Source organism: Kitasatospora sp. NPDC087314 (assembly GCF_044744365.1).
Taxonomy (GTDB): Bacteria; Actinomycetota; Actinomycetes; order Streptomycetales; family Streptomycetaceae; genus Kitasatospora.
On the sequence record NZ_JBIUYE010000014.1, the window covers coordinates 169797 to 184543 of the forward strand.

The following is a 14747-nucleotide window of genomic DNA, read 5'->3' on the forward strand; positions in this document are numbered from 1 at the left end:
GCTCGACGCGACCTAACCTCGGGCGGCCGCCTAGGTTCCCCGCTCATGGCAGCCCCCCGCTACATCGACTACATGCCGCTGGACGAGGTCCGGCCCGCCGCCCGTAACCCGAAGGGTCACGACGACGACGGGCTGGATCGCTCCGTGGAGCAGTTCGACTTCACCGAGCCCGGCCTGCTGGACGAACGCACCGATCGACTGGTGGCCGGCCACGGCCGCTACGAGACCCTCGCGCGTCGCCGCGACGCGGGAAAGCCCGCCCCGGACGGCGTGGTCGTCACCGCCGAGGGCACGTGGACCGTCCCCGTCGTGCGCGGTTGGGCCTCCCGCGACGACGCCCACGCCGAGGCGTACCTGATCGCCTCCAACCACCTGACCACCGCCGGCGGCTGGGACGGCGAGGGCCTCTCGGCGATGCTGTCCGATCTGGAGCAGGTCGACCCGGTGCTGTTCGCCGCCACCGGCTTCGACCACGCCCAGCTCGACGCCATGCTCGCGGACGTCGCTGCGGGCAGCAGGGCGGACGACGAGGACGATGCGGACGGCAACATCGACACCGAGCCCGGGCAGCTCAATCGCGGCGATCTGCTGGCCCTGGCGGGCGTCACCGTCGGGGAACCCGAGCACCAGGTCGAGACCGGGCAGGTGTGGGAACTCGGCGACCACCGCCTCGTCGTCGCCGAGGTCTTCGACGGCTGGCCGCAGTGGACCCCGCTCCTCATCGAGGACAGCCTCTTCCTGCCCTACCCCACCCCCCTCGCACCGTTCGCGGACCGGGCCGTCGGCCGGCGCCTGGTGATGGTGCAGCCCGAGCGGTACCTGGCCGGTCACCTCCTCGACAAGTGGGAGCGGATCAGCGGACAGAGCCCCACCCTCAGGGACGAGTCGTGACGGCCGTCCTGCCCACCACCGGGGGCTCCTTCGATCCGGCAGAGCGGCCCATCTACTTCACTGCGGGCGGAGGGGAGTTCAACGCCGGTCCGCACGTGCTGATGGCCGTCAACGACCTGCTGGGCGACGCCGAGGAGCAGCGGCTGCGCGACCTGCTGGACGCCGGTTGCAAGGTGCTGCTGGACAGCGGCATCTTCTGGCTCACCAACCGGCACAGCCGAGCCCACAACGTCACCATGGACGAGGCCCTTGCACTCGCCCCGGAGCAGATCGATGGCTTCGAGGAACTGCGCGAGCGGTACGTCTACCTGGCCCGCACCTACGGCGACTGGCTTTGGGGCCATATCGAGTTGGACCAGGGCGGCCTGCTGCACAAGCGGACGCAGCGTGCGGCCCTCCACGACCTCGGTCTGTCGCCGATCCCGGTGTACCACCCGCTGGTGGACGGCTGGGACTACTTCGATGAGCTGGCCGAGCAGTACGACCGGATCTGCGTGGGCAACATCGTCCAGGCGTCGGCCCCGGTTCGGCTGCGCCTGCTGCACACGATCTGGGAGCGCCGCCAGAGGTACCCGCATCTGTGGATTCACGCGCTCGGTCTGACCGCCAACGAATGGTGTCTGCCGCTGGCCCCGGACTCCTGCGACTCCTCGTCCTGGCTGGCGCCGCTGCGCTGGAACCACCAGAGGATCGAAACCGCCCTGCTGCGCCGCGTCGGCAACCTGCCCGCCGGCTTCCGCTACGCCCCCGGCGACAGCGCCTCCTACCAGGCCGCCGCCCGGCTGTGCGCGGACGCCGCGACGGCGCTGGGCACCTGCTGGAGGCACGCCGCCCACCGCGTCCAGGAGCTGACCGGTGCCCCCGGCGGCACCGCGCTGGAAGGGGCGCAGCGATGAGCCCGAGCCACCAGCCCGCGGTGAAGCGCACCGGCGGCGGTGCGTTCGACCCGGCCGACCGGCACCTGTACTTCGCCGCCGGCGACTCCGAGCACTACCCGCACCACGTGCTGCTCGCCACGAACGACCTGCTGACCGCCGGCCACGAACGGAGGTTGGTCGAGCTGCTGGACGCCGGGCACCGGGTGCTGCTCGACTCGGGGATCTTCTGGCTGACCAACCAGTACAAGCGGGCCCACGGCGTCTCCATGGACGAGGCCCTGCGCCTGGCCCCGGAGGAGATCGACGGCTTCGATGACCTGTACGCCCGGTACGTCGAGCTGGTCCGCCGCCATGGGGACCGGCTGTGGGGCTACATCGAGCTGGACCAGGGCGGCCGGGACAACAAGATCCGCACCCGCGCCCGCCTCGAGGGCGAAGGTGTCGCGCCGATCCCCGTCTACCACCCGCTGGTGGACGGCTGGGACTACTTCGACGAGCTCGCCCAGCAGTACGACCGGATCTGCTTCGGCAACGTCGTCCAGGCGCCGGCGCCGGTGCGGCTGCGCCTGCTGCACACCCTGTGGGAACGGCACCGTCAGTACCCCGACCTGTGGGTGCACGTCCTCGGCCTGACGGTCAACGAATGGTGCCTGGCCGTCCCGCCGGACTCCTGCGACTCCTCCACCTGGCTGGGCCCGCTGCGCTGGCCGGACGTACGGGTCGACTCCGCGTTGCTGCGCAAGGTCGGCGTGATCGACCGCGGCTTCGCGTACGACCTCGACCAGCCGGCCCACCCCACCCGCGGCCGCACCGCCTGCTGCCTGATGTGCGCGCAGACCGTCGACGCCACCACCACCGTGTGGCGCGTCGCCCGCACCACCCGCGACGAGCTGCTCGGCCAGCCGTCCTACCCGCCCCTCACCGAACCGGAGGCACGATCCTCGTGAAGCCAACTGCCAACGTCTGGACCAAGGTCCAGTTGCCCGGATTTCACCACTGGCCCGCCGCGCCCGAGCACCGCTCCTACCTCCGGGCCCGGCACCGGCACCTGTTCCACATCACGGTCACCGTCGCCGTAGCCCACGACGACCGCGATACCGAGTTCCACGACCTCGGCGACCTGATCCGCGGCTGGTGGGGCCCGGGCGCCCGCGAGTGCGGACCCGCCTCGTGCGAGACCCTGGCCCGCACCCTCGCCGAGCACCTGAGCAGCGTCGGCCTGCGAGTGACGATGGTCGCGGTGTCCGAGGACGGCGAGGCCGGCGCGATCGTGCACCTGAGCGATGCGGGGGAGCAGCAGTGAGCCACGCCGTCACCGTCCGCCACGACTTCCAGACAGCACACCGACTGCCGCACCTCACAGGGAAATGCGAGAACCTGCACGGCCACTCCTGGGTGGTCGAGGTCACCGTCACCGCTTCGGAGCTCGCGGCCGGCACCGTCGTGGAGTTCGGCGCGTTCAAGCGGGCCCTGCGGGAGTGGATCGACACCTTCCTCGACCACGGCACCATGCTCGGGGCCGCCGACACCCTTGTTCCGGTGCTTGCGGGGGAGGGCAGCAAGCTGTTCCGCTTCGGCGCCAAGGACCCCGCCGAGCAGGAGCAGCACGCCGCGGACCTCGGCTGGCCCAGCGTGGAGGCCGTCGCCGAACTGCTCGGCCGGGTCGCGACGGAGGCGCTGCACACCCTGCCCCGCGCCGCCGGCGCGTACGTCTCCCACGTCGGCGTGTCCGAGACCGCCGTCAACGCCGCCTCCTGGACGGCGGCCCCGTGAGCGCCCTTGTCCTCCCCGCCAGCCTGCCCGTCGCCGAGATCTTCGGGCCCACCTTCCAGGGGGAAGGCCCGACCGCGGGCCAGCAGTCCAAGTACCTGCGCTTGGGTGGCTGCAACCAGGCCTGCAGCTGGTGCGATACCCCGTACACCTGGGACAGCAAGCGGTACGACCTGCGCAAGGAGATCCGCCGCATCCCGGTCGTCGAGATTGTGGAGTGGGCGGCCGAGCACCCGCACGCGATCATCGTCATCACCGGCGGCGAGCCCCTGCTGCACCAACGCACCGACGGGTGGCGCTCGCTCATGGCTGTCCTGCGGCACACCACCCGTCGCGTGGAGATCGAGACCAACGGCAGCCTCGCGCCGAAGCCCGTCACTCTCGGAGTGCCGCGGCTGGCGTTCAACGTGAGCCCCAAGCTGGCGAACTCCGGCATGCCGGAGGATCAGCGGATCAAGCCGGAGGCCCTGGAGGCCTACACCGACCTCGCCCACAAGCAGCGTGCCCGGTTCAAGTTCGTCGCCGCCAACGTCACCGACCTTGAGGAGATCGCCTCCCTGGTCGACCGCTTCCGCATCCCCCCGCACGCGACCTGGGTGATGCCCGAAGGGACCACCGCCGAGCGCACCATCGATGTCGCCCGGTCCCTGGCCGACGACGTGATCGCACGCAACTGGAACCTGACGATGCGGCAGCACGTGCTGCTGTGGCCTGGAGAACGCAACCGATGACCACCCCCGCCAACACCGTCGACCTGGACGGCGCGGCAGTGCATGCCGCCGGCCTGCTCACCGCCCTCGGTATCCCGTGCGACACCGAGTCCACAGCCGCGACCCCGCGCCGCTTGGCCAAGGCCCTCGCCGAGCTGACGGCCGGCATGCGCCTGGACCCGGCCCGGCACCTTGCCGTCACATTCCCCCCGGAGGGAGAACGGGCGGGGTTGATCGCCGCCGTCGACGTGCCCTTCGACGCGCTGTGCGAGCATCACATGCTCCCCTTCCACGGCCGGGCCACCGTCGCCTACCTGCCGGCCCCGGGAGCCCGCATCGTCGGCCTGTCCAAGCTCGCCCGCCTCCTCCAGGAGTTCGCGGCCCGCCCGCAGGTCCAGGAACGGCTCGGCCAGCAGGTCGTGGACGCCCTCGGCGCGCACCTCGACATCCAGGGCGCGGCCTGCCTGATCCGCTCCCAGCACGCCTGCATGACAGCCCGCGGTGCCCGCGCACACGGGGCCGCGATGGTCACCAGCCATCTGACCGGTGCCCTCCACGCCGACCTGGCCCGCCGCGCCGAAGCGCTCGCGCTAGTTCCGCCACCAGCCTGACATTGCAAGGGAGTTGTGCCCAAGAGACCGCTTGCGCGGGAGGATGGCAGGGCCAGGCCGGGACCGCGAATCCCGGCCGCCCACACCAAGGAGACAACAACGATGCTGCTCAGGGTTCCTCTTGACCTGCCCGTCACCGCGCTGCGGGTCGGCGACCTCCGCGGATTCCTGGGGGTGATGCCCGACGACCTGCTGGTCGTCGCCGACTGCCCCGGGCAGGGCGGCCCCGGCCGTACCCCGCTGGGGTGGCCGGTGAGGGCAGCGGTGCGCGACGAGTCCGGCCACCGCGTGCCGGTGGTCGCCCTGCCTCAGGTCAGTGCCGACGACGAGAACGCCATGACGGTGTCGCGCCTGTACAGCCTGCTCGCAAGCCTGCCCGCGAACGCGCCCGTGGTGACGGTCTGGGAGGTCGAGGACGGCCCCCGCCAGACCACGATCGGCACCCCCGAGTTCGGCGACCTCATCAACGAGACCTCCGGGCTCACGGTCAGGGCGGTCGTTCTCCCCGCCGTACTCAGCGGCGCGACTGGCACGGCGTACGACGAGATCGCCTACAACCTCGGCTGGGAGTAGCCCGGCGGCCCAACAGCCCGGGCGGGCACCCCGTAAATTTACGGGGCGCCCGGCCCGGGCTCGACGTCGTCCTACTCACGTGAGTAGGTCGTCTGCGTGCTCGGCCACGTAGGCAGGCCGCCGCAGCCGGCGTCCGGCTGCAGGCCTGCTACCGATGGCGGAGCAGCGACCACAAGACCGGGCCGGTGAGCCCGATGAGTGCCGAGGTGGCCGTCGGCCACCCGACCTGGTTGTGCAGGCTTGCGGTGGTCAGGGCGCCGTGGCCGCAGACCGCGAGGTCCCGCCAGGTCACCGGCCGGTCCGCCATGGAAGGCGGAGGCGTGGAGCCCTTGGGCTGTGTCATCATGGGCATCGTTCCATTTCTGCTAAACGCCTGCGGAAAAGCGGAGCGCGCGGGCCATCCTCGGCAAAGGGTGGCCCGCATCCGCGCACCGATCCTAGGACTTGGCTGACGCCTCGCCAAATCCTGAAAGTAGCTACACGAATCGCCCCAGCTGGCAGGGCTACAGATTTAGGTCATCGAAAGTCGAGCACCTCCAGTCGCGGCCCCTGACATCGCCGACACGTGTACCTTCGCTCCACGTCGTTGCCGCCTCCCTGGGTCGGGTGCCGGGCCCGTTAATACGCGGCGAGGGGAGCCCCTAGCCTCTGTCGAGGGATATCCCTAACGCGCTAATGTGACAAACTCGGTACTCTTTCCCGTGGTGCTCAATTAGCCCGAAAGGGCCAATGAATGCAAACCCCGGAAAGGGTATTCATTCACACGCCCGAGGCCGTGTGTGGAGGACGCTTTCGATGCCTATTGAACACCTGCGCTTTGGTGCCCAGGCTCGGGCTTTTCAGGAGTGAAGGGTGCCAGATAAATGAATCGCCAGGGATTGGTGCTCCAGGCTTCCCGGTTCTCCTTTGGGCCGAAAGAGTGGCCCAAAGGGGCGCCCAAGGCCGAGTCCGGGGTGCCGGTGAGTCCCCGCATTCCGGTGCTCTCGAGGCGTCGTTGACCTGGGGTTCCGCGTACGGTCGGCCCTGTGAGTAGCCGCCGCGGTCGCCGTCCCGCCCTCGATCCGGAGGTGGAGAAGCGGCTCCTGGATGCCGTGCGGGCGGGCGTGCCGGTGAGCGACGCGGCGCCGATGGCCGGCATTCACCCCAGCACCGTGTACCGGTGGCTGGAGCGCGGGGAGCAGGAGCAGCAGCGGCGGGAGACGGGCCTGCGGGCCCGGGCGGGCGAGCAGTCGTTCTGCGAGTTCCGCGACAGGTTCACGCGCGCGCGCAGCGAGGGCAAGGCGCAGCTGGTGCTGCTGGTCAGGAAGGCGGCGACCGGCGGCCACGTCGTGCGGGAGCGCACCCGGACGGTACGCGACCCGGAGACCGGCGAGCGGGTCGTGCAGGTCGAGCGGGACTTCGCCCAGCCGGACTGGAGGGCGGCCCAGTTCCTCCTCGCGTGCCTGGCGCCAGAGACGTTCGGCCGGGCGGCGCAGGCCCGGATCGAGCTCGCGCCGGCTGCCGGCGGCGAGCTGCCGGCGGCCTCGGCGGACCAGGGGGCCGGTGTCGAGCGCCTGGCGGCCCGGCTGGCCGCGATCCGGCAGGACTTCGCGGCGGAGCTGGAGGAGGAAGCCGCGGTGGTCGACGCGGAGCTGGTGGAGGGCTCGGAGCCGTAGAAGGCCGGTTCGCCCTCGCGGGCCGGCTGGGACTGATGCCGCGTCGTCCAGGGCTGTCCCCCTCGGCCAGATTTCATCAACTCTGCTGCCACATAAGGCTGTTGTCCGGTTCTGCGCCCTTGGCGAGTGTGGGCTCAGTCGGGCCGCACGGGCCCAAGGGGGCAGGGAGTAATACACATGGCGAGCAAGGACGTTGAACTGGGCCGGGCCACCGCCGTGGTGGCCGAGCAGGTCGTTGCCGAGCTGACGTCAGCCGACCGCGTGCTGCACAGCGCCGGCCTTGGCGACGTACCGGACTACGCGATCAACGGGGGCATCCTGCTCAGCACCGTGTCACAGGAGATCCTGAGTCTGTCCGAGGTGCGGCAGATGACCACCCTGGCCGCACTGTGGCGTCTGTGGAGGAAGGGGAAGAACGTCGCCGCGATGCACCCGGACATGGCGTCTGAACTGGCGACGTACCGGCTCGGGACCCTGCCGGGGCAACTGTTCCGCAACCTGGCCCGCCACCCCAACCTGATGGTGGTCTTCGCCGAGCCGCCTACGGTCGAGCTCAGCGTGGGAAGCGGCGGCAAGGGGCGGCTGTTGGCGATCCTCTTCAGCGGTCGACGCACCCCGCAGAAGCTGCTGTGCCTGACCAGCGACCACCGGATGGACGAGGTCGCCGTCGCCGTGATCTGCGAGCCGCTCGCCGAGGACGGCACCCCGCTGCCCCCTTCCCCCGGCGGGATGACACCGGCGCTGGAGTTCTGCCACCTGTCGATCCCTGCCAGCGCTGGCGACAAGTTCACCGCCGAGGACCTCGCGCTGAGGATCGCCCGCAAGAACGGCCAGGAGGCGCCGACCGACGCCCAGCGCGCGATCGTGACCAGAGCGCTGCAGGTCGCCGTCTACCTGTGCTCGTCGAAGGCGGACATCTCCACTCCGTCCGTGCCTCGTGGCAAGGCCGCCAAACCCGGCAAGCAGCGGCGATGGAACAAGCCGGACACCTTCCTGCGCCTCGGCTGGCGGCTCGGCCCGCGCCTGAAGGACGCCCGGGTACGAGTCCAGGAAGCGAGGCGCAGCGCCGTCCAGGGCGCTAGCGGCAATGGTGGGGCTGGGGGGTGGCGACAGTACCCCCACCAGCGGGGCGGACACCTCAAGACGGTGTGGACCGGCCCGGGCCGCAGCATCCCCGACTCGAAGCTGATCGAGCCGTACTGGGTGTCGCAGGACCTGCTCAACGCGGACGGAGAGGCCCCCGAAGGCATCATCCGGCCGCTGAGGTAGGGGTGTTGTCCGTCCTGGCGGGTTGTGGGGAGGGTGGTGGGGTCCGCCAACGCCGGGCCCCGCTCCTCGTCTCCGAAGGGGGAGGCTGGGAGCGGGCCGGAGCCTGTTGCAGCAGGCCGTCCTCCTTTCGCTTCGGGGAGTGCGCGGCGCCGGAGCTGCGCGGGTCCGGTGTCGCCGGCCCCGGCGTTGGCGGACTTCCTGTTGCCGAGCCCCGCCGCGAACGGGGCCTCCCGGAGGACGAGATGACCAGCAAGGACCTGACCAACCTGCCGCCCGCTCTGGCAGCCCGGCCGCGAGACGAGAAGCGAGGCCTGCCGATCCCCGTCGTCAACATGCATGACGGCGCCGTCGACTTCGTGACCCTCAACGGCGAGGCCTCCCTGCGGCTGGCCCTCGCGGACCGGTGCTCGCTGTGTGGCGAGCCGCTGACGGGGCCGGCCGCGTTCCTCGGCGGCCCGATGTCGGCGCAGACGGGCTACTACTCGGACCCGCCGATGCACGAGGCCTGCGCGGAAGCCGCGCTCACGCTGTGCCCGCACATCGCCCGGCCGCATGCCCGCCGCGCCAGCGAGCGCCGCGTCGCGGAGGACTCCTCCGTCCCGGTCGGGTTCACCGTGGAGAAGCCCGAGGAGTGGGTGATGGTCGTCGCGTCCGGCTACCTCGTCTGCTCCACCCCCGCCGACGGCGGCGGCCTGGTCCCGCTGTTCCTGGTGCGTGACCGGGTGCGCGAGCGTCGATTCGGATACCAGGACGGCGTGTTGACCGAGACGGCCGCCGCCTGACGGCGCGACCTTAACGACCGGTCCGGCCTAGCGTCCCGGCACACCAACCACCCGACCTGGGGAGGAAACCGTGCCGACCACCAACCGGACCGACCGCGGGCGGGAGGCGAGCCGATGAAGCTCGTCTCCCGCTCCGAGTGGGGCGCGGCAGCGCCCACCGGCGCCTACACCCGCATCGGCTCCACGCGCGGCGTCAAGATCCACTACGAGGGCGACTCCGTCCCCAGCAGCCTGCTGGGCGACCACGGCCGATGCGCTGGCCACGTGCGCGACATCCAGCGCGCCCACCTCAACGATCCGGACGAGGACTGGATCGATATCGCCTACTCGTTCGTGGTCTGCCCGCACGGGTACGTGTTCGAGGGTCGTGGCCTGAACAGGAAGAACGGCGCGAACGGCAACCCGGCGCTGAACGCGGGCCACTACGCGGTGTGCGCGATGGTCGGCACCGAGGGCATCACCTCGCCGACCAACGCGATGCTCGACGGTCTGGTGGACGCGATCGAGTACTGCCGGGCGCAGGGTGGCGCCGGCGGCGAGGTCCGCGGCCACCGCGATGGCTACGCGACGTCGTGTCCGGGCGACGAGCTGTACGGCTGGGTGCAGCGCGGCGCGCCCCGGCCCGGCGGGGGCGGCGGCGGGACACCCGACCCCCAGTCGTCGGGCGATAGCGCCGGCGTCTACACCGTGCAGCCGGGCGACACCCTCAGCGCCGTGGCCGGGCGGTTCGAGACCAACGTGGCGCAGCTGGTCGCGCTCAACGGCATCGCCGACCCGGACCGGATCCAGGCCGGCCAGCAGCTCCAGATCCCGGCGCCGTGGTTCCCCGGGCGCGAGCACTTCGTCCTCGGCGCGCACAGCTCCTACGCCAAGCAACTGCAGATGTGGTTGCAGGCCGGCGACTGGGGGCCGCCGTACCGGGTCGGGCCGAGCGAGGACATGGAGGAGCTGGATCTGCAGAAGGTGCAGGCGCTCCAGGAGTACTACGTGGGCGACCTTGGGCCGGCGGACGGGCTGACCGGGCCGCTGACGTGGCTGTACGCCTACCAGACGGCTCACGGGCTGCGGGCGCGGTAGGGGCCAACTCGGTTGCGGGGCGGGCGCGTTGAGTGCCCGCCCCGAACTGAAAGTTACTAGTGTCTTCTTATTTGACTCAGGTCTGTTTTGTGCGAGGCTGGTCCTGCCAGCCGGGGACCGCGAACCCCCGGCCCGACGAAGGAGATAGCCCGATGACCGAAACCACCCCCGCCGACGCCCCCGCCGAGGACGGTGCCCGTCGCCCCCGCCGAGCGGTGACCCTCCGCCTCGACGCGCGCACTCTCGTGGCCCTGGGCCTGGCCGGAGTCGGGTTCATCACCGGTTCCCTGGTGATGAGCCACCCTGCGGCCGTCCCGGCCCCCGGGGCCCAGCCCGCTCAGGCTCCGAGCATGCCGAGCCTGACGACCGCTCCCGTGAACCTGGGCACCGAGGCCCCGGCGGCCCCCGCCCTGCCGACCGTGGCCCCGGTCGCGGCGAGCACCCCGGAAGCCCCGACCCTGGCCGCCCCCGGCCTGACCCCGGCTGCACCCGGCCTGACCCCGGCCGCACCCGGCCTGAGCCCGGCCCCGACCCTCCCGGCTCAGACCGGCGAGCAGCCCGGTTCGGCCCCGACCCCGGCCCCGGTCCCAACCGTGACCGTGACCGTCACCCACGTGCAGACGGCCCCGACCGTCGGGGCACCGTCCCCGTCCGGCGGCCCGAGCGCCTGCGTCCCTGCCCCGTCCCCGTCCCCGACCGGGGCACCCAGCCCGAACCCCGGCCCCAACCGGTCGGCGACCCCGAGTGCCGACCCGACCCCGACCAACACCCCGGTCACCCCCGCCCGCCCGAGCTCCAGCCGCTGACCCGAACCTGACCGGCCCCGCCCCGGCGGGGCCGGTCAGGCCCCTCCCCGAAAGGATCACCGCCATGCGCGGTACCGCCCTGCTCGTCGGCTCCCTCCTCGCCGGACTGGTGCTCGGAAGCATCAGCGGTGCCGCCATGGCGCGCACCGCCGATGGCCCCGCCCCGGCGGTGACCGTCACCACCTCCCAGCCCGCCGCCCCCGGCTGCACCGCCCCGGCCAAGCCCGCCGGGGACCCGCCGCAGCCCTCCCCGGGCCCGTCCCCGGCGCCTGTGCCGCACCCGGTGTAGGCGCCCCCCGCACCCGGGCCGGGCGACGTGACCACGCGCCGTCGCCCGGCCCGGAACCACCCCATATCCATCGCAGGAGTAGACCCGTGACCGTCAACAAGCGCGTCCTCATCGACCGTCTTGCCCCCGTGCTCGGAGGCCGGCAGCCCGCCGCCCGCGCCATCGAGGCCGTCCTCGACGCCATCGTGCGTGCCGTCGTCGAGGGCGAGCCGGTGTCCGTCACCGGCTTCGGAACCTTCGAAGCTGTCCAGGCCGCGAGCCGCAACGCCCGAAACCCCCAGACCGGCGGCAAGGTGGTCGTGCCCGCGCGTCGAGTCCCCCGCTTCCGCGCCCACGAGCGGTTCCGTGACCTGGCCGACGGCCGCCGCGACCTGCCGCAGGAAGGCAGCGCCATCCGCAAGGACCCCAAGGGCACCTACACCTCGAGGGGAGAAGCGGCATGAACCGTCTTGCGGCCCGACTCGCCTCCCTGATCGCGCAGTTCGAGCCCGAGCCTCCCACCCCATACGTGCTGCGCCGCGACGTTGACGTGTCCGGCGTCTCCGGTACGGGCGTGGTCGCCGAGGGCTGCATCTTCTCTGTCGCCGCCGGGTCCAGGGGCGTCACGCGCTGGCGCGGGACCCGCGGCTCCACCGTCGCCTGGGACCACGCTGCCGATGTCGAGCCGATCCACGGCCACGACGGGGCGACGAGCGTCGTCCTGTTGCCGGTGCCGGCCATGCTTGCCGCGCTCGCCTCCGTCGCCGAACTCGGGCAGCAGCGAGGCGGCGACGAGTGGGCGCGGGGCTGGAACGAGGCGCTGCGCACGGTCCACGGCCTGGTCGAGCGGGCCTTGGCGCCCCATCTGCCCGACGGCCCGGAACGGCGCAGCGAAACAAAAGAAGACCTATAGCTCTAAAGTTGACTTAGGTCTGTTTCGTGGTGGAGGCTGATTACATCGGCCGGGAAACGCGAAGCCTGGCCCCACGCAAAGGAGTTGCCATGGCGGCCGTCAGTCACGGAGCAGTCTTGAGGGCCCTCCAGCCGCTGCCTGGAGGCGTCGTCTCCGGGCAGCGCCAGGTGCGGCGAAGCGGGGGCCTGATCGCTATCGCCTCCCTCGAGCCGAGCAGGTTCCCTGGCGAATGGGAGGGGGTTCGCATCAGGATCGTCAGCCAGGCGGCCGGTGAACTCGACGGCAACGTCTTCCTGTTCGCCGAGCACGACGTTCTGTCTGCCGAGGGGGGTAAGCGGATCGCCACCATCAACGCCGCCGGCGTCCATGGGCGAGCCCCCCTTCGTGCCGCTCGGCTGACCAAGGCGGTCGAGGAGTACGTCTCCGCGTTCCAGTAGCTGGCCGGAGGCGGGCCCGCCCCGGCGCGGCGGCGGTGGTGGGCCCGCCTCGCGGCGGTGTCGCGAATCCGAGAAAAGTAACCTGCATCTAATTTATTGACTCAGGTATCTTTTGGGTGGAGGCTGGTACCGCCAGCCGGGGACCGCGAACCCCCGGCCCGACCTAGGAGAGACCGATGGCCTTCAGCAACGGGACCCACCCGCCCCTCGCGGACGGATCGACCGTGGAGTACCTCGGGCGAGTGGAGTCCCTGCACCACCGGATGCTCACCACCCGCCGCGGCACGAGCACCTACGACACGTACACCGACGAGAACGGCGCGCAGCAGCACCTGTACGACCTGTTCGACGGCGACGAACTGGTGCTGAGCCACGTGCACCCGGACGACCTCATGGACTGGACCCCGCCGACGGACGAGAACGGGCAGCTGCTCGACCCCTTCTCCCCGGAGCACGGCTAGCCCGAAGGGCCCGGCGGCAGGGACCACCCTGCCGCCGGGCCCGCGCCGACCGCCCGCCCCGTCACCAGACCAGGAGCACACCGTGGAACCGACCAGGGCCATCTACCACGGCAGCAAGACCGAACTGCACGGCCGCATCTTCACCGTCACGACCAACGAGGGCTGCGCCGGCCACATCGAGGCGCCCTTCGGCGGAGTCGAGGACTGCATCGCCCTCCTTGCCCCCGACGGCAGCGGCCTCCAGCACGTCCACCCGGACAACATCACGATCCTCGCCCCCGACGGCGACCCGCTCCACCGCGCCGCCCAGGACGGCGACTGGACGTGGGTTCCCGGCGCCGGTGAAGTCCGTTTCGCCTACGCCGAGTCCGGCATCAGCTACTGGACCGTGTGGGTCCACTACTACGCCTTCACCGGCCGCTGGACCATCCTGTCCGCGCGCGTGGGCCGCGACGAGCGCACCGCCAAGCGCTCCCGCTACAGCTCCCCGCGCGACGTCCTCGCCTGGCGCATCCGAGCCTGCCTGGACGACCTCGCCGCCGACCGGGGCCACGCCGTCACCGGCGCCTACGAACGCTGCGCCGACCGCCTGGAACGGCACATGCAGCAACTCGAACTCGCCCCGCCCGCCGTGCCGCACGCCGGCCACCCTGCCGCAAGCCACTGAGAGGACCCCATGCGCGTCTTCACCACCACCACCTACCTGGACGACGGCCAGGCCGTCACCCCGGTGAGCATCGCCCTCCTACGCGAGGACGGCGCCTCCTACTACGCCATCGACGGCTCCATCGGGCGCGTCAGCCTCGACCCCGACCAGACGATCGGCCCCGGCCTCGCCCACCTGCCGTGGTACGACGGGCGCCTCGACCGCCGCGACCCGGACGTGCGCGGCCGCGACCGGCTCGCCTGCGAGCTCCAGTGGTTCCTCAAGTCCACCCCCAGCCCCGAACTGTGGTCGTGGCGAGGGGACACCGACCACCTCGTCCTCGCGCGGATGTGCCACCGCCTTGGCGCGCTGCCCCGCGAAGTACCGGACTGGGTGGGCAGCCTGCGCCAGGAGGCCCACCGCCTCGCCCTGCCCCTCCAAGACCTGCCCCGGTGGCCGCGTCGCGACGCCCACCCGATGGAGACCGCCCGCCACTTCCAGCGCATCGCCCGCTGCCTGGACGCCGCAGCAGCCGCCGACCCCCGCGACGTGGACGCCGCTCACCAGGCCGGTGGCCGGTGAACCTCCCCAACCACGCGACCTTGATCGGCAGCCTGCTGCGCGACCCGGAGCTCTACCAGCCGCCCGGCGCCTCCGTCGCCCAGGCGAGGTTCACCCTTCTGCAGCGCCCGCGGCTCGCCGAGCTGGGCCAGCCGCGCGACCCGCAGGCCAGACAGCTGACCGTGCGCTGCGTCGCCTGGCGGGACCTCGCGCACAGGACGGCGGAGACCTTGCGGGCGAACGACCGCGTGATCGTGGTCGGACAGCTCACCCAGCGCGTGCACCAGCCGTCCGGTGAGAGCGCCCGCCTGCTGGTCGAACTGACCGTCGAGGCGATCGGCACCCTGCTGTAGAGCCCGTGCCCGCGCCCTGCCCCGCAGGGCGCGGGCACGCCGCGCTGTTCGCCAGCCCCCGCAGCCCCTGGTAGACATAGACGACC

At 71.7% G+C, this 14747-nt stretch carries 22 protein-coding genes; 21 read left to right on the plus strand and 1 reads right to left on the minus strand.

The features are described 5' to 3' along the window. Positions 1-45 precede the first annotated feature (45 nt). The 8 genes from ACIO5E_RS28920 to ACIO5E_RS28955 all read left to right on the plus strand — a co-directional run bounded on the left by ACIO5E_RS28920 (position 46) and on the right by ACIO5E_RS28955 (position 5433). Positions 46-891 carry a hypothetical protein gene (locus tag ACIO5E_RS28920; protein WP_400673331.1) on the plus strand — a complete coding sequence of 282 codons (846 nt, stop codon included), beginning with the start codon at positions 46-48 and terminating at the stop codon, positions 889-891. Continuing rightward, on the plus strand, positions 888-1787 hold the full coding sequence (locus ACIO5E_RS28925; protein WP_400673333.1) for a hypothetical protein: 900 nt from the start codon (positions 888-890) through the stop codon (positions 1785-1787). Before ACIO5E_RS28920 ends, ACIO5E_RS28925 begins: the two co-directional genes overlap by 4 nt. Next, the gene (locus ACIO5E_RS28930) at positions 1784-2716 is read left to right on the plus strand and encodes a hypothetical protein (RefSeq protein ID WP_400673335.1); all 933 of its coding nucleotides are present in this window, start codon (positions 1784-1786) and stop codon (positions 2714-2716) included. The genes ACIO5E_RS28925 and ACIO5E_RS28930 overlap by 4 nt, the downstream gene beginning before the upstream one ends. After that, positions 2713-3072, plus strand: a complete 360-nt coding sequence (locus ACIO5E_RS28935; RefSeq protein WP_400673338.1) for a hypothetical protein — start codon at positions 2713-2715, stop codon at positions 3070-3072. The genes ACIO5E_RS28930 and ACIO5E_RS28935 overlap by 4 nt, the downstream gene beginning before the upstream one ends. Then, positions 3069-3542, plus strand: a complete 474-nt coding sequence (locus tag ACIO5E_RS28940) for a 6-pyruvoyl trahydropterin synthase family protein (protein ID WP_400673341.1) — start codon at positions 3069-3071, stop codon at positions 3540-3542. The genes ACIO5E_RS28935 and ACIO5E_RS28940 overlap by 4 nt, the downstream gene beginning before the upstream one ends. After that, positions 3539-4270, plus strand: a complete 732-nt coding sequence (locus ACIO5E_RS28945) for a 7-carboxy-7-deazaguanine synthase QueE (protein WP_400673343.1) — start codon at positions 3539-3541, stop codon at positions 4268-4270. The genes ACIO5E_RS28940 and ACIO5E_RS28945 overlap by 4 nt, the downstream gene beginning before the upstream one ends. Beyond that, positions 4267-4860 (plus strand): GTP cyclohydrolase I, encoded by a 594-nt coding sequence (gene folE / locus ACIO5E_RS28950; RefSeq protein WP_400673345.1) that lies wholly within the window; start codon positions 4267-4269, stop codon positions 4858-4860. Before ACIO5E_RS28945 ends, folE begins: the two co-directional genes overlap by 4 nt. Positions 4861-4962: 102 nt before the next feature. Further along, entirely contained in the window at positions 4963-5433 is a 471-nt protein-coding gene (locus ACIO5E_RS28955) for a hypothetical protein (RefSeq protein ID WP_400673348.1), read from the plus strand. 148 nt (positions 5434-5581) lie between these two features. On the opposite strand, the gene ACIO5E_RS28960 is transcribed toward ACIO5E_RS28955, so the two are convergent. Continuing rightward, entirely contained in the window at positions 5582-5779 is a 198-nt protein-coding gene (locus ACIO5E_RS28960; protein ID WP_400673350.1) for a hypothetical protein, read from the minus strand. A gap of 679 nt (positions 5780-6458) precedes the next feature. On the opposite strand from ACIO5E_RS28960, the gene ACIO5E_RS28965 reads away from it, so the two are divergent. From ACIO5E_RS28965 to ACIO5E_RS29025, 13 genes are all read left to right on the plus strand, one after another. Continuing rightward, positions 6459-7088 (plus strand): hypothetical protein, encoded by a 630-nt coding sequence (locus ACIO5E_RS28965; RefSeq protein ID WP_400673352.1) that lies wholly within the window; start codon positions 6459-6461, stop codon positions 7086-7088. Positions 7089-7265: 177 nt separating this feature from the next. Continuing rightward, a complete protein-coding gene (locus ACIO5E_RS28970) occupies positions 7266-8357 on the plus strand; it encodes a hypothetical protein (RefSeq protein WP_400673353.1) in 1092 nt (363 codons plus the stop codon). Between the two features lie 242 nt (positions 8358-8599). After that, positions 8600-9139, plus strand: a complete 540-nt coding sequence (locus ACIO5E_RS28975; RefSeq protein WP_400673355.1) for a hypothetical protein — start codon at positions 8600-8602, stop codon at positions 9137-9139. Positions 9140-9253: 114 nt separating this feature from the next. Continuing rightward, positions 9254-10216: a LysM peptidoglycan-binding domain-containing protein gene (locus ACIO5E_RS28980; RefSeq protein ID WP_400673357.1), complete on the plus strand. Its 963-nt coding sequence runs from the start codon at positions 9254-9256 to the stop codon at positions 10214-10216. Between the two features lie 152 nt (positions 10217-10368). Beyond that, positions 10369-11022, plus strand: a complete 654-nt coding sequence (locus ACIO5E_RS28985; protein ID WP_400673360.1) for a hypothetical protein — start codon at positions 10369-10371, stop codon at positions 11020-11022. Positions 11023-11086: 64 nt separating this feature from the next. Then, the gene (locus tag ACIO5E_RS28990; RefSeq protein WP_400673362.1) at positions 11087-11311 is read left to right on the plus strand and encodes a hypothetical protein; all 225 of its coding nucleotides are present in this window, start codon (positions 11087-11089) and stop codon (positions 11309-11311) included. 86 nt (positions 11312-11397) lie between these two features. Then, positions 11398-11754: an HU family DNA-binding protein gene (locus ACIO5E_RS28995; protein WP_400673363.1), complete on the plus strand. Its 357-nt coding sequence runs from the start codon at positions 11398-11400 to the stop codon at positions 11752-11754. After that, complete coding sequence (locus ACIO5E_RS29000; RefSeq protein WP_400673366.1) at positions 11751-12203, plus strand: hypothetical protein; 453 nt, start codon at positions 11751-11753, stop codon at positions 12201-12203. The genes ACIO5E_RS28995 and ACIO5E_RS29000 overlap by 4 nt, the downstream gene beginning before the upstream one ends. 89 nt (positions 12204-12292) lie before the next feature. Then, positions 12293-12640, plus strand: coding sequence for a hypothetical protein (locus ACIO5E_RS29005; RefSeq protein ID WP_400673368.1), 348 nt, complete (start codon positions 12293-12295; stop codon positions 12638-12640). 176 nt (positions 12641-12816) lie between these two features. Beyond that, the gene (locus ACIO5E_RS29010; protein WP_400673369.1) at positions 12817-13101 is read left to right on the plus strand and encodes a hypothetical protein; all 285 of its coding nucleotides are present in this window, start codon (positions 12817-12819) and stop codon (positions 13099-13101) included. 82 nt (positions 13102-13183) lie between these two features. Next, positions 13184-13768, plus strand: a complete 585-nt coding sequence (locus ACIO5E_RS29015; RefSeq protein WP_400673372.1) for a hypothetical protein — start codon at positions 13184-13186, stop codon at positions 13766-13768. 9 nt (positions 13769-13777) lie between these two features. After that, entirely contained in the window at positions 13778-14329 is a 552-nt protein-coding gene (locus tag ACIO5E_RS29020; protein WP_400673375.1) for a hypothetical protein, read from the plus strand. Next, positions 14326-14661, plus strand: coding sequence for a single-stranded DNA-binding protein (locus ACIO5E_RS29025; RefSeq protein ID WP_400673377.1), 336 nt, complete (start codon positions 14326-14328; stop codon positions 14659-14661). The genes ACIO5E_RS29020 and ACIO5E_RS29025 overlap by 4 nt, the downstream gene beginning before the upstream one ends. Positions 14662-14747 lie beyond the last annotated feature (86 nt).

Bases quoted from the DNA above. Each gene is read 5' to 3' on its own strand.
- ACIO5E_RS28985 (WP_400673360.1), top strand. From the start codon at position 10,369: ATGACCGAAACCACCCCCGCCGACGCCCCCGCCGAGGACGGTGCCCGT.
- ACIO5E_RS28920 (WP_400673331.1), top strand. From the start codon at position 46: ATGGCAGCCCCCCGCTACATCGACTACATGCCGCTGGACGAGGTCCGG.
- ACIO5E_RS28975 (WP_400673355.1), top strand. From the start codon at position 8,600: ATGACCAGCAAGGACCTGACCAACCTGCCGCCCGCTCTGGCAGCCCGG.
- folE (WP_400673345.1), top strand. From the start codon at position 4,267: ATGACCACCCCCGCCAACACCGTCGACCTGGACGGCGCGGCAGTGCAT.
- ACIO5E_RS28955 (WP_400673348.1), top strand. From the start codon at position 4,963: ATGCTGCTCAGGGTTCCTCTTGACCTGCCCGTCACCGCGCTGCGGGTC.
- ACIO5E_RS28960 (WP_400673350.1), bottom strand. From the start codon at position 5,779: ATGATGACACAGCCCAAGGGCTCCACGCCTCCGCCTTCCATGGCGGAC.
- ACIO5E_RS29020 (WP_400673375.1), top strand. From the start codon at position 13,778: ATGCGCGTCTTCACCACCACCACCTACCTGGACGACGGCCAGGCCGTC.
- ACIO5E_RS28990 (WP_400673362.1), top strand. From the start codon at position 11,087: ATGCGCGGTACCGCCCTGCTCGTCGGCTCCCTCCTCGCCGGACTGGTG.
- ACIO5E_RS29010 (WP_400673369.1), top strand. From the start codon at position 12,817: ATGGCCTTCAGCAACGGGACCCACCCGCCCCTCGCGGACGGATCGACC.
- ACIO5E_RS28980 (WP_400673357.1), top strand. From the start codon at position 9,254: ATGAAGCTCGTCTCCCGCTCCGAGTGGGGCGCGGCAGCGCCCACCGGC.
- ACIO5E_RS28930 (WP_400673335.1), top strand. From the start codon at position 1,784: ATGAGCCCGAGCCACCAGCCCGCGGTGAAGCGCACCGGCGGCGGTGCG.
- ACIO5E_RS28970 (WP_400673353.1), top strand. From the start codon at position 7,266: ATGGCGAGCAAGGACGTTGAACTGGGCCGGGCCACCGCCGTGGTGGCC.
- ACIO5E_RS29000 (WP_400673366.1), top strand. From the start codon at position 11,751: ATGAACCGTCTTGCGGCCCGACTCGCCTCCCTGATCGCGCAGTTCGAG.
- ACIO5E_RS29005 (WP_400673368.1), top strand. From the start codon at position 12,293: ATGGCGGCCGTCAGTCACGGAGCAGTCTTGAGGGCCCTCCAGCCGCTG.